Here is a 12,773-nt window from a genome sequence, read left to right as displayed (position 1 = left end):
ATTTTTCCATTCCATTTAAATTCGGCACGATTTGATTTTGAAGGACGTTATTGGAATATTCCAAATATGCTTTGTTTTCGGAATCGGTTTTGTATTCAGTCGTTAAGATTCGGTCAAATTTAGAAACAATAGAATTCAGTTCCGACAATTCGGGTTCAGTCCAAATTCCATTGAAATTGTCAATTTTACTTTCTTGTTTACAAGCTGAAAGTATAGTTAAAAATAATATTAGGATACGTTTTTTCAAATTGTAGGTAACGGTTTCGGCTATGAGTAGTTGCGTGGTTTAATACATAACTTTGCAAGTACACACCAAACTGAAAATCCGCGAGGATTTTCAGAAGTAAGCGAGAACAAGCAATTACTTATAGCCATTGTTAGCCGTAGTTTTTATTTCGTTATCAATTTTTGCTATTTTTTCAATCATATATTCTCCAAATTCAGGTGTCAGTCTTAATTTATCTGCACCACGCATTAAACTCCCAAAACTATTTTTTCCGCTTGGTGTGACATTGAACTTTCCTTGTTTAATTACTTCATTCTTTTGGTTTGTAATTGTAATGTTTTGAGAGTTCCAATTTTGTCCATAAAAAGGTGTTAGATTTTCTCCTGTAACATAGTATGGCCATCTGTCATTTTCATTTCCGGTATATTTTACTTCTGATTTGACCTTATAGATTGAAAGAATGTTTGAATGTCCAACTGCATAGCAAATGAGAATGTCATTTTTTTTAACTCCTTTTGGTCTCAATTTGGAAAAATGTAAATCGCTGTCAATTTCATCAAATACCCTATCCCAAGGAATTATGTCTCCACTAACTCCAATCGGTTTAAGCCAATAGTTTATATTTTTTTCAACTAAAAACGGATTCGCTTTTAAATCTATTTGTTTGCTTAAATCTAAATCTGTTGGACTATTGTTGGTTTCCTTTTTCGGATTTTTAGCAATCAATTCTAAAAAATGGTCAATATCTTTTTCTTTTAACGGTTCCAAAATTACTTTACTCAAAATTCCGTTTTCAAGTTCGGTTATTTTTTCTTGATTACTAATTTTAGTTCCCCATTCGTTATTTAACCTTAAACCATTATTTGTGAAATTTGCTGAAGTTATTATAGCTTCTGAAGCTCCATTTTCATATTTTGAAATATAAACTTTTCCGTGCAATGAGTTTTCAATCAAAAGATTCAGTTCAATATTAGAATTATTACAAAATTTAAATAATTGTTTGAAAAAAGGAACTTTAGAGTATTGGTCTAAATCTTTAGGTTTGAGAGTTGTTATTATTGTCAACCGCTTAATTTTTTTCAATTTTTCAAAAGGGAAAAAGTCAAAAGAGTTTGAAATGAATGGACTAACTATGAGAATATCAATTGCATTTTCAAAACTCCGTAATAGTTTCTGCAAATGATTGTCTCTTGTTAAATTGTTGATTATCTCGTTCATTTCTTAAATTACGGCTAACGGTTCGGTGTATGGTTAGTTGCGTGGTTAAGCAACTAATTTAGCAAACAAAAACGAATGAGAGAAAATTCCGAAGGAATTTTCCAAATAAGCACTTGCCCAAGCAATTAATTATACACGGTGTTGTACCACGTTTTTTTTATTCTTTATTGATTGAGCGAAAATAAACTATCCTTTTTTCTAATTTGCTCCAAGGTTGGTAATCCGATAGAAATTCTATTTTCATCAATGAGGTTTAAGTTAGATATTGTATTTTCTTTTGTTATTGGATACATACCATAAATTTGTTTTTCTCCTCTCCTTAAATAATACCAATCAACAACAACAGCTAAATCATTTGGTGGGCAACTACCATCTTCTACAAACTCCTTAAGTTTTGGTATAAAATAGTTTTTTCTAATAGAATCGTCGGTATGTCTTAATATAGTGCTTACATCAATAAATTTTCCATCTATTGATGGATGACCTATTAAATTTCTGTTTGGATATCCTCTTTTTTCGAAAATATCAATCAATTTAGGTTCATGTATACTATCTATGCTATCAAGTTTAATTGGGTCTTGTCTAAATTCTTGGTCAAGCCTCCAAATTTCAAGCATTTCTTTTCTGAAATTTAAATCTACCTTTGAAATATATCTACTTCTTAAACTATCATAACTCCTTAGAAATTCTTTACCATTATTAGTTTTAAATAAATCATAAAACACACTATCATTGAGAATCGAAGTAATAGTATATCCACTTTCTATGTCTTTTTTTATAAATTCTAATGCAAGATCATTTTTATTTAGCATAGCGCTTACTCTAGCAAACTTTCTGATTTCGTAATATAGTGGTGTGTTTAATGCATTGCAGTTACTGAATGCACTGTCATAATAATCAAACGCTTTTTCATAATTTCCTGTATTATACTCATAATCTGCTTTGTATATATTTGGGTAATAGTTCTTAATATAATCGCATTCAGAATTATTTCTTTCTTGACAAGATGATAGTATTATAATTAAGTAAATGTAAATGTATTTCATAGATTCGTTTAAATGTGGTACAACGTATTTGTGTATGATGACGTTGCGTTGGTAAGGATAAAGTTAGTAAAAGAAACAAGAACTTTGGCGTTTGTCTAAATTATTCAGAAAGGTTAGGGAAGTAGCAATGCATTATACACGTTGTTATGTAACGTTTTTTATTATTTGTATAAATTCCAAATTTGATTACATAAATTTAAATATTCTTCCAATTCTCTATCTTTTGTTTGAATTTCTGGGCTGTGAGCACTTGCAGACATTTGATATCCATTTCCTGAAAATGTTAAGTAATACATTTTTCCGTCCATAATTCCATAACTGGAGCTATTGTTTACTTTATCAATGTTAATTTCTTTCAGTTTAGATACAATCTTATCAAATTCGGAGGTTGGTATTTCAATTGAATTTTTCAAGTACAACTCTTTTAAACTAAGTTTTGAATCTCCTATAGTATCAGTTTTATCATAGATTTTCCATAAATAACTAATACTATCATTACGCCTATTCATGCTTATTCCGATTAATTGTTTTCCGTTTTTTGTATATACTATTGATGATTTTATTTTAAGATTTATGAAAGTGATTTTGACGTTCTTATCTATTTTATAATCATTTGAATTTTGAGAATAGTTAATCTTATATAAAAAAAGGAAAATTAGAATTAGAGCAATTTTTTTCATTCTCAGGTAAATGTTACATAACGGTCTCGTATAACCGTCAGTTACGGATTTAAAGTTAATAAAAATTGTTAAAGCACTGACGTTAGCAATTCCGAGTGGATTCGGACGTAGTCGAATCCGCCGTAATTGCGGTTATATAATGTTAGTTGCAGTTTTTTAACAAAGTAACTTAATTTTCGTGGCTTAAAAAACTTTGCCCTAATTTCTCGGACGATAACCGACTCTGAAATAATTTTTCAGATTTTGCATTGCACGTTTGAGTATAAAAATCCGACGTAGTGATTGTGATTGCAGGCTTAAAAATCAAAATTAAAAGGCACGAATTTATCGGATAAGAGTAAAATCCGACCGCACGGTTTTAAATTGCTACTAACGACTTCGTATAACCGTCAGTTACGGGTTAATATGCGTTAATTTTTGGTTAAGAACTGGCGTTAGCAATTCCGAGTGGATTCGGACGTAGTCGAATCCGCCGTAATTGTGGTTATACATTGTTGTGCATAGTTATTTTTCCAGTTTACTTTCAAATTTTTCAAGCGTAATTTCTTTCCGCCACCAAGAGTATTCTCCGTATGCAATTTTCTTGTCGTAATCCACTTCTAAATAATCGGTATGGCAAGAAAATAGGTCATAATCATTTTTTTGTTCAGGTTTCGAGTCGTATTCGATTTTCGATGGTGCAATTAAATAATATTTTCCAACTTTAAACTCCTCAATATATGGTCGACATAAGATTCCGTTATCTCCCCAAATTTTTATTCGTTTTCGAGATTCCGAACCTTTATATTTTTTAATTATTTCAACCGTTATCGAATAAGGAAATTTTTCATTTCCGTGTTCCAAATAATCCGTGTATTCAATGACTTTAATAAGTGCCACGAATTCCTGATTATCAGAAACTGCTCCGAATCTACAATCCCAATTACATTCGCAAGAACACGCGAAAGATTTCATTGAAATCAGCAGTATAAAAATTATTAGAATTCGTTTTTTCATAATTATGCACAACGGTTTTGTGTATGGCTCGTTGCGGAAAATCAGCTATGATTTTCCGCCGTAACCTAAAGATAGCAAATTGCAATGAATTCCGATTAGGAATTCAGCCGCAATGAGCTATACACGGTGTTGCCCACAGTTTTTATTCCGCCAACCTCTTTTTTCAATTCCTCTCACATTTTCAGAATCCTTAATAGACTTCAGAAATTCAGAGAGAATAGTTAATTCGTTGTCTTTTAAATTTCCTTCGTAAGGTTGCACATAAATTGCGTTTCCAAAATTATCTCTTGTCTTTTCAGGTGAATCATCTACAATCAGAGATTTCTCAAGTCGGAAACCTTGTTTCTTTATTTTTTTTAATCTTTTTTCTCGCACATATTTATCCAATTCATAATCACGTTTTAAAGTACATCTACTTCTTGCCCAAACAAATTCAAATTCTATTTCAGTCGGTTTGATTAAATTCACAACATCATTTACATATTTATCGTCAGCAGATGACCAAACAGCAAGCTTAAAGTGTTCGTTCATTTCTGTCAGAAATTCAATTAAATTCGGACGTTTATAAACGAAATATTCCGCATACTGAAAATCAGATTCGATGTCGAGTTTCTTTTCAGTTGCGTGGATTAGAGTTTCGTCTAAATCCAGAATTAATAATATTTGTTCGGTTTCTCTCAAATTGTGGGCAACGGTCTCGGCTATGAGTAGTTGCGTGGTTTAGCACTTAAATTTGCAAATACACACCAAGCTGAAAATCCGCGAGGATTTTCAGAAGTAGGCGAGAACAAGCAATTACTTATAGCCATTGTTACCTGCTGGCTTTTTATTCGTTTGTTTTTAATAATCCACTTTTAAAGTAGATTTTCATATTATTTCTTGTCTTTTTTCTTTTCGGTTCTTCTCCTTCAAGAAAAACTCCTGATGCCGAATAGAAATCATCACTCTTAAATTCCACAAGTCCATAAATAATCTGGTTTTTGGTCGAGTCAGGAATTTCGGATAGCACAATTTTTGTATCAGAACAAGGAACTTCCAATCTCATTATCAAGCTGTCATTTTCTTTGTAGGCATAAGTTGGAAAATCATCCGAACTCAACATATGAAATAGTTCCGCTTTCTTGTCAGCTATTTTTATATAAAATCCAGTTCCGCCAAAAAGTCCATATGCTCCATTGATTCCAAGTGTATCTTTATCCCACAAGTAGAATGATTTAAATGGAAGTTTTTTTGAAAAGTCTGTGCTTGAAATTACAAGACTGTCATTTTCGTAACTTTCCACATATAGACTGTTCCCGTAGACTTGCATAAAATTGCCAAATCCCTCAAATTCAGGTTTTTCTTCTATATGTTTTTCGACCTGACTTTTTATGTTTGGGTCTATTGTAAGTCCGTCAATATCGGTTTTCTTTTGTCCGTTTGAACAAGAGCATAATGTTAAGACGAAAATTAATGTTAGGCACTTCATTTTTTCAGCTTGCAGGTAACGGTCTCGTATAACCGTCAGTTACGGGGTAATATGCGTTAATTTTCGGTTAAGCACAGACGTTAGCAATTCCGAGTGGATTCGGACGTAGTCGAATCCGCCGTAATTGCGGTTATACATTGTTGTACACCGTTTTTTATTCAGTTGGGATTTTATATTTTCCATCTATTAATTCCCAATTATTTTTCTTTCGGTCAAACACAAATCTCATATCAGGTACGTAGCCATTTGTTCCGCCACAATCTAATGCAAAATCCGCTTTTTTAAATTTCAGTCCATTATTGAAATGGATTTTCCGCTTTCCAGTAACATTTACAATTCCAAAATTCACGTCAACTGTGTCAATTCCGATTATTTTGTGAGTCAGACGCAAAACTCGAATTGTCTTTTTTTCTTTAATTGACAAGTCAATTAGTTCCTCATTGGTTAAGAATTTGTATCGGTCAGATACGTTCAGTTTGGAAATCCGTTTTGCGTTTTCATTCAGTTCGATATATTTCCATCCGCTCGATAGTAAAAGGTCAAATCTGCTATTTAATGCTTGAACATAGGCGCTATCCAATTCACTTGGTTTAATCGAATACGATTCCATTTCTTGTCCAAATGACAAAAATCCGATAAAGGTCAATATGATTACAAATGCTTTTTTCAAATGGTGTACAACGTGTTTGTGTATGATTTGTGCGATTGAGAATCCGCAGGATTTTCAGTCGAGGCAAATCGGTTCTTTAAATATATAAATTTTAAATGAAGCAGGAGGTAAGCATGAATTATACACGTTGTTGGCAGTAGTTTTTTATATTCGTTTGAGTTCGTAAGTTAATAATTCTCCCTTTGGATAATCTCCTAATTTATTCCAAATTTCAACACAATCTATTATTCCGTTAGAAAAGTGAATTGTCAAATCAGCTAATACATTCTCATTTTTATTGATTAGTTCGAACTTGGTTAATTCGTGATTATGTTCTCCAAACATTTGTTCAAGTTGTGATTTGGACAATCTATGCCCTTCAATTCCAATTTCAGGTTCTAGATAAACATATAAACCAACACCAGTATGTTCAGATTCTTTTTCTGTTAATAGTTCTATCTGTTCAAACAATTGACTTTCAAATTTCTCATTTTCGATAGTCAATTCTATTATTATCGCTATAAGTTCAGAGTTTATCATTTAATAATCAGTTGCAATCATTAAATTTGGCTTTTCTCCGACTTCTATTTTTCTATAATTTACAAAAGCTCCACATTCCAAAATTGCATTGAATAATTCAGGTTCGTTTTCTTTCAAGTATTTACCATTGTCAATTTGTAAAATAGTTGGTTCGTCAGTCAATTCGTCAACGCAGTCAATCCAAGCATTTATATTTTCTCCATAATAATCTGGAAAGTTCATTTCTTTCTTAAATTCAGAGTGGAATGTCTTCCAATTTTTTAATCTTTTTCCTTTAATTCTGAATGTTTGCATTTTGTTTCTCAAATTACTGCCAACGTTAGCGTATAAATTTCAGTTGCGGAAAATCGGTACGATTTTCCGATTGAGAGTGAAAGATAGAAAATTGCAATGAATTTCCGTAGGAAATTCAGCCGCAATTGAATTTATACATTGTTGTAAATAGTTATTTTTTCAATTCAAATGTTTTTCCATTCCAAGAATACGTTTTTAAAATTTCAATGGATTCAACTATGTAATTTTTACTCAGATTCGATTTTGTCAATAAAATCTGATTTTTGATTCCAAACTTTTGATTTGGAAATCTGTATTCAGTTATAGGTGTTGGTCCATCACAATGAAGATATTCTGATTCAGGAAGTTCTATTAATTTTCCTTCTTTTGTTTTTAGTAAATAAGTCGAATAATAGTTGGTACAGCACGCATCATATCCAGATTTCAAACGTATTATTTGTTCGACATTTGTCAAATTATCAATATTTAAAATCTCAATTGTAGTTCCACTATAAAATTCCAATTCAGATATTTTTATTTCATACAGAGTTTCGCCGTTATTGTTTTTTAAAAAAACAGAAATTGGTTCAGGTGAGTTTTCAGATGGGAAATTTTTCCAATACCTTTCTATAGTTAGTGAGTCAATTTCAGTTAAATAATATTGTTCCGATTTTATAAAATCTTTTGATTCTTGACTAAAAGAGTTCAAGAATGTCATTAAAATTATTATAAGGAATGAGTATTTCATAATTATTTACAACGGTCTCGTATAACCGTCAGTTACGGGATTAAAGTTAATGATTTTCGGTTAAACACTGACGTTAGCAATTCCGAGTGGATTCGGACGTAGTCGAATCCGCCGTAATTGCGGTTATACATTGTTGGCAACTGGCTTTTTTCCATTTGTTATTTTCTTAATTATTATTCCGCTTATAAAAGTCGAGATTATTGTCAGAAATAAAATCATTCTATAATTCACGTTATTTTGGTGATATTTCAAAATTCCGTCATTCATTATCGGATTCGTTATGGTTATTTTAATAAACTGACTTTCGAGAAAACAATACAGATAGTAAAAAGTCGGAATTAAAATCAGATAGATGAGATTCAGTCCGATTATTTTTTTCAGAGAACTTACCTTTCGAGATGTGAAATTAAATCCGATTGGTATTAAAGTCAGAATAAAAGCAATGTCCGTTTCAAAAAATCGAAAGTCCTTTCCGCCATAAAATCCGAGTTTGTAATCCGCCAAATATTTTACCGTTCTGCGAGTCAAAATCCGATAATCCAATTCGTATCGCATTCCGATAATAAAAGTCAGAATTATAATGAGAATTAGTAAAGTCAGTTTTCGATTCTTTTTCAGCATTTTCTTTTTAAGAATAAATAGAAGCCAAACTGAACAAGTAAATTTGGAATCAAAAAAATTAAAAAAATGATTGCAAAAAAGTATAAATATTCAAAATCAATTGAAATTTCGTTTTGAGAAATACTTATCCAAGTCACGAGTATTACCATTAATACTAAAAGAGTAATTCCAATTTTAATACTCGGTTTAAATATCTTTTTTATTACTTCTTTTGTAATCTCGAAGTTTTTATATTTTCCATAACCGTCTCCATAAAAAGTTAAAGCAGCAAGAGGTATTAAAGCTCCTAAAATAACTCCAAAACTTGAATGACCTTGAAATGATGAATAAATCAAAATTCCGCCAACAATTGCGTTAATTATTCCAGCAATTACTATTGCTAGATTTATGTAATGATTTTTCAGTAACGCCATTTTTTCAGCTTGTTGCCAACGGTTTTGTATATGAAAAGTAGCGGGTTTTTACACACTAACTTTTCGGTTTAGTGCTGGCTTTAAATTTATGAAAATCACTTTGGATTAAGCACTTGAACCGCTATTTTTTATATACGTTGTTACCTGGCTGGCGTTTTTCCGCAAACTTGCTAGCGTTGGCAAAGACATACTCTTTTACAGTTTTGGTGTAGCGTGGATGGTGCGACTGGAAATGTGTATGGCTTTTAGCGTTGGCAATTCCGCTATGTCATCAAATTATAACTTTCACTTGGTGGGAACAGTAATTCAATTCCTTTAGGTTTGATTTTAAATAACGGACCTTTTTCAACCACTTTCCCTTTTGAGTTACGTTTAATTAAATGGTCAAGAGTTATAATCCCTTGTTCAATTAGTAAGTCAAATTGTGAGGTAATTGGCTTTTTTGTGTGTTCCACCAGCTTATATTGAAAATGTTCACGTTCATCAATCCTTATACTTTCGGCTTCTACCCAAAATGTTTCTTTATGTTTTAATTTTAATCGGTTATGAAGTTTGTCTAATGTCCAGACTACAAAATCTCCAACCTCTGGCTTATCAGAGTTTTCAATTAGTTGTTTTATGTCGCTATCAATTCTTAAATTTAAACCTTGCGAGTTTCTCGTAATTGCTGAAACTGTGCAATAAAGTTTAAAATCATCATCACGTTCATAGCCAAAATTGTCAAGAATTTCCGCTGAACTTTTAAACTTACTCAATTTCCAATCTGGAACTTGTGCGAATAGATTTTTTCGATTCGTTCTGCTGTTTCTAAACGATTTAAGTTCAATTCCTTTATAATCTGGTTGTTTTGAAGAGTTAATGTCAATTCCGAGAGCTGTCTCAAGTGTCCTACCTACAGAAGTGTCAGCATTAACCATTGAAGGAATTGGGCCAGTATTCGCAATTTTTCTTAAAAGAGCTAATAGCTCAAAAGCAACTTCATTTTCTGTCGTATTGATTGCATTAATTAGTTCTTGAAATGGATTTAGAATTGAAGAATAAATTAATTCCTTGATATCTAATTTGGTCAAGTTAAAAACTTGAAAACTATCATTATAATATGTGATTGCAATAATATCGTTTGGGTCAGCAACTTTTGTTAAACCGTAAAACCAAATTCTTGGGTCTCCTTTTTTAGTTGAAGGACGATATAGAGATGCTTTTGATTTTATAATCTTAAAACCAGTATGAATAATTGCTGGAATCATTACTTTGCTTTCTGTACCTTGATTCTGCAATTCATAATCGTGAATGTTCTCACTTTTCAAATAACTACGAACAGAACCAGTCGCATCCATAATGGATTTATTCAATCCGGTTTCGGTTGGCTCAATTAAAGTAAGAGAAACTTGGTTTTTGGTCAGTAATTTTATTTTTTCTTGTTCTTCGTCTGTAAGTTTTCTCACTTAATATGTTTTAAAATTTCACTTGCGACTGCTCTTGCTAATAAAGGTGGAACAGCGTTACCAACTAAAGTGTATTGTGGCACTTCCGTTTTTCTATTATTTCCTCCTGTTGAACGTTTCCCTTGAAATACAAAAGAGTCGTCAAAAGACTGTAAACGTGCCATTTCTCTAACTGTTAAAGACCTTGGCGAATTGTAATGAATATAATCATCTGCGATGGTCATTATTGTAGAGCTTTGTTCATCTGGTTTTAAAACATTATAATTTCGCTTGTTTGTCGAAAGACCTAATTTTTCTAATTCTGGTTGCGCTTTTTTATAATCTCCATTTTTTAAAATAACTCCAAGTCTTTCAACAACAGTTTCGTTTTGATTACTTGTTTTGTGATTATTGAGTATGTCGAAATACTTTTCTCCATTTTCAAGTGCTTCTGTATTCCTTACGTAAAAAGGCTTTGTTTGAGGTTTGAAACGTTCAATTAATCTACCTTTTCTTGACCATTCTGCAAAAGATTTTCCACCTTTAGAAATTGGCTTTCCATCAATTTTTCTTTTCTTTAAAAGTTTAGCCATTTTCTTTGCGGTTCCATTGTATTGAGTTGAAATATCAACTAATTCGTATCGGTGAGCTTCTTGATTGTTACCAATAAAATCTAAATCATACAAAGCTTCAAAAATGGTAACCTTTTCTTCTTCAGAAACGGTTGCAGGAATTTCAGAAATATATTTTTGGTCTTTACGACAACCAATGAAAAGCACTCTTTCTCTATTTTGTGGAACACCATAATTTGAGGCGTTAGCAACAAAAGGTTTTTCTATTTTGTAAAGTCTAATACTTTCAAGAATAGTTTCTAATTCCTTTTTCTGTAATTTATTGCAATGCGATTTTAATATCTCTATTGACTCATCAAAAGAAGTTGTATAGATTTTTAACGCAGTAATGATATCTTCACAATCTTTTTTATAAGTATTTGGAACTTTTAAAATTTTGAAAGCATTTTCAATTTTCGATATAACATTTTCTGAACTGATTTCTGTTAGGAAATCAGTAAAAGCATTTACAAAATTATCACTATCAATATTGCAAAAGTCTTTTTCTTTTATAATATCACGTTTCAGTTTTTCCCATTCTTTCGCTCGCGCTAAAAGGTTAAAACCGTGACGAATAGTGTTTATATTCTCGTCCGTTTTACTGGTTTTGTAATCTGCAATTTTTGGTGTTAGTTTTCTAAATCTATTTTCTACAAAATTGATAAAATCAGCTTTTCCGCTTTCTTTATCTTTTTCGAGTAACTTTTCAAGTTCAACACGTTTTATAATGCTGTCAAATAGAAAAGAATTTGATTCATCTCGTACCTTTTTTATAAATGATGTAAGTGTAGGAATCTCTTTAATGTCAACAATAGAGTTTATCTCTTTTATTATAAGTTCTTTTATCTTACCGCTTTCTTTTGTTAAAATGCCTTTTACATTTTCCATTATGAAATATTTCGGCTGTAAAACCTTAATGACTTCTAAATAATGAGAAAATAAGTCGTCTTTTTTGTCGAATTTCTTTCTTTTTCCTGCAAGGCTAAAACTTTGACAAGGTGGACCACCACAAACAACGTCTATTTTTCGACCATCTATTTTTTCTAACAAATTGTCTAAAAAGTCTGGTTCAGTAATATCTTGTTTGAGAAATTTAGCATCTAAACCCAATTGATGATTGTAACGAACAACGTGAGTGAGTTCGCAGTTTTCGTTTATATCGTTAGCTACTACAAAATCAAAGAATTTGTTATTATGTTCAGCTTGTAAAAATCCCTCACTAAAACCACCAGCTCCTGCAAATAAATCAACAAAAGTGAATGGTTTTCCGTAAAGCGAAACCTGTTCTTTTAAGATATTTACATTGCTATTTTCTTTATAATTTTCTATGTGTTCATTTAAAACGCTTTTAACTTCGTCCTGAATAAAAGTCTTTTTGTTGGAATGGTGCAGAAGTTCATCAGCTCGTTCTCTTAAAAAATCCAAATAATGATTGATTTCGTGTGATTCTACAGATAATCCAATTGCTTTCTGTTTTGATTTATCGAACTTTTTCGGTTCTATTTTCTGCCCAGTTGAAACTTTAACTTGACTTCCGTTACAGTTTATTCGAAGATGAATTGGTGCAAACCCCTTTTTGTCAGGCTTGTCTAAATAAAAATTAATTGTTGCCATAATTATTTACGGACGTTTTTACGTACACGGACAAATTTACGGACATATTTTATAATTCCTAATTTAATTTTGTTTTTTTATTCAGATTAAGCGTTGGGAAAAGGCAAGCTTTTTTTATTTTGTGAGGCACGAGCAAAATAAAATGTGCTTGACTGTGCGGTTGGATTCGCTTGCAGGTAACGGTTTTGTGTATGATTTCGTTGCGTGTTTGAGCAACTAAATTAGCAAATACAAACCGAATAGAAA

Annotated in this window: 14 protein-coding genes; all 14 read right to left on the bottom strand. The window is 31.5% G+C overall.

Going from position 1 to position 12,773, the window contains the following annotated elements; all coding sequences use genetic code 11:
- Nucleotides 1–247, bottom strand: a 247-nt coding sequence (locus tag ACFQ1Q_RS00070; protein WP_386126709.1) for a hypothetical protein, incomplete at its 3' end; no start/stop codon positions are given.
- A 114-nt stretch (nt 248–361) separates the two neighbouring features.
- Nucleotides 362–1,444, bottom strand: a complete 1,083-nt coding sequence (locus ACFQ1Q_RS00065) for a restriction endonuclease PLD domain-containing protein (protein ID WP_386126707.1) — start codon at nt 1,442–1,444, stop codon at nt 362–364.
- A 164-nt stretch (nt 1,445–1,608) separates the two neighbouring features.
- Nucleotides 1,609–2,490, bottom strand: a complete 882-nt coding sequence (locus ACFQ1Q_RS00060; RefSeq protein WP_386126705.1) for a hypothetical protein — start codon at nt 2,488–2,490, stop codon at nt 1,609–1,611.
- A 161-nt stretch (nt 2,491–2,651) separates the two neighbouring features.
- Entirely contained in the window at nt 2,652–3,170 is a 519-nt protein-coding gene (locus ACFQ1Q_RS00055; protein WP_386126703.1) for a hypothetical protein, read from the bottom strand.
- Between the two features lie 504 nt (nt 3,171–3,674).
- Nucleotides 3,675–4,166, bottom strand: coding sequence for a hypothetical protein (locus ACFQ1Q_RS00050; RefSeq protein ID WP_386126701.1), 492 nt, complete (start codon nt 4,164–4,166; stop codon nt 3,675–3,677).
- Between the two features lie 117 nt (nt 4,167–4,283).
- Nucleotides 4,284–4,847 (bottom strand): NIF family HAD-type phosphatase, encoded by a 564-nt coding sequence (locus ACFQ1Q_RS00045; RefSeq protein ID WP_386126699.1) that lies wholly within the window; start codon nt 4,845–4,847, stop codon nt 4,284–4,286.
- A 145-nt stretch (nt 4,848–4,992) separates the two neighbouring features.
- Nucleotides 4,993–5,634: a hypothetical protein gene (locus ACFQ1Q_RS00040; RefSeq protein WP_386126697.1), complete on the bottom strand. Its 642-nt coding sequence runs from the start codon at nt 5,632–5,634 to the stop codon at nt 4,993–4,995.
- A 154-nt stretch (nt 5,635–5,788) separates the two neighbouring features.
- Nucleotides 5,789–6,304, bottom strand: a complete 516-nt coding sequence (locus ACFQ1Q_RS00035) for a hypothetical protein (protein ID WP_386126695.1) — start codon at nt 6,302–6,304, stop codon at nt 5,789–5,791.
- Nucleotides 6,305–6,448: 144 nt separating this feature from the next.
- Nucleotides 6,449–6,754: a hypothetical protein gene (locus ACFQ1Q_RS00030; RefSeq protein ID WP_386126693.1), complete on the bottom strand. Its 306-nt coding sequence runs from the start codon at nt 6,752–6,754 to the stop codon at nt 6,449–6,451.
- A gap of 69 nt (nt 6,755–6,823) precedes the next feature.
- Nucleotides 6,824–7,117, bottom strand: a complete 294-nt coding sequence (locus tag ACFQ1Q_RS00025; protein ID WP_386126691.1) for a barstar family protein — start codon at nt 7,115–7,117, stop codon at nt 6,824–6,826.
- Between the two features lie 151 nt (nt 7,118–7,268).
- Complete coding sequence (locus ACFQ1Q_RS00020) at nt 7,269–7,844, bottom strand: hypothetical protein (protein ID WP_336129375.1); 576 nt, start codon at nt 7,842–7,844, stop codon at nt 7,269–7,271.
- A 614-nt stretch (nt 7,845–8,458) separates the two neighbouring features.
- Complete coding sequence (locus tag ACFQ1Q_RS00015; RefSeq protein ID WP_386126689.1) at nt 8,459–8,878, bottom strand: hypothetical protein; 420 nt, start codon at nt 8,876–8,878, stop codon at nt 8,459–8,461.
- 263 nt (nt 8,879–9,141) lie between these two features.
- Complete coding sequence (locus ACFQ1Q_RS00010) at nt 9,142–10,323, bottom strand: MvaI/BcnI restriction endonuclease family protein (protein ID WP_386126687.1); 1,182 nt, start codon at nt 10,321–10,323, stop codon at nt 9,142–9,144.
- Complete coding sequence (gene dcm / locus ACFQ1Q_RS00005) at nt 10,320–12,527, bottom strand: DNA (cytosine-5-)-methyltransferase (protein ID WP_386126685.1); 2,208 nt, start codon at nt 12,525–12,527, stop codon at nt 10,320–10,322. Before dcm ends, ACFQ1Q_RS00010 begins: the two co-directional genes overlap by 4 nt.
- Nucleotides 12,528–12,773: the final 246 nt, after the last annotated feature.

Origin of the sequence: Winogradskyella litorisediminis (assembly GCF_042675765.1) — a bacterium.
GTDB classification, from domain to species: Bacteria; Bacteroidota; Bacteroidia; order Flavobacteriales; family Flavobacteriaceae; genus Winogradskyella; species Winogradskyella litorisediminis.
Note: the sequence above shows the minus strand (reverse complement) of the source record. Positions and strands in the feature narration are given on the sequence as shown.

Excerpts from the sequence above, each read along its gene's own strand:
- ACFQ1Q_RS00015 (WP_386126689.1), bottom strand. The coding sequence starts at position 8,878 with ATGGCGTTACTGAAAAATCATTACATAAATCTAGCAATAGTAATTGCT.
- ACFQ1Q_RS00050 (WP_386126701.1), bottom strand. The coding sequence starts at position 4,166 with ATGAAAAAACGAATTCTAATAATTTTTATACTGCTGATTTCAATGAAA.
- ACFQ1Q_RS00020 (WP_336129375.1), bottom strand. The coding sequence starts at position 7,844 with ATGAAATACTCATTCCTTATAATAATTTTAATGACATTCTTGAACTCT.
- ACFQ1Q_RS00060 (WP_386126705.1), bottom strand. The coding sequence starts at position 2,490 with ATGAAATACATTTACATTTACTTAATTATAATACTATCATCTTGTCAA.
- ACFQ1Q_RS00040 (WP_386126697.1), bottom strand. The coding sequence starts at position 5,634 with ATGAAGTGCCTAACATTAATTTTCGTCTTAACATTATGCTCTTGTTCA.
- dcm (WP_386126685.1), bottom strand. The coding sequence starts at position 12,527 with ATGGCAACAATTAATTTTTATTTAGACAAGCCTGACAAAAAGGGGTTT.
- ACFQ1Q_RS00055 (WP_386126703.1), bottom strand. The coding sequence starts at position 3,170 with ATGAAAAAAATTGCTCTAATTCTAATTTTCCTTTTTTTATATAAGATT.
- ACFQ1Q_RS00025 (WP_386126691.1), bottom strand. The coding sequence starts at position 7,117 with ATGCAAACATTCAGAATTAAAGGAAAAAGATTAAAAAATTGGAAGACA.
- ACFQ1Q_RS00065 (WP_386126707.1), bottom strand. The coding sequence starts at position 1,444 with ATGAACGAGATAATCAACAATTTAACAAGAGACAATCATTTGCAGAAA.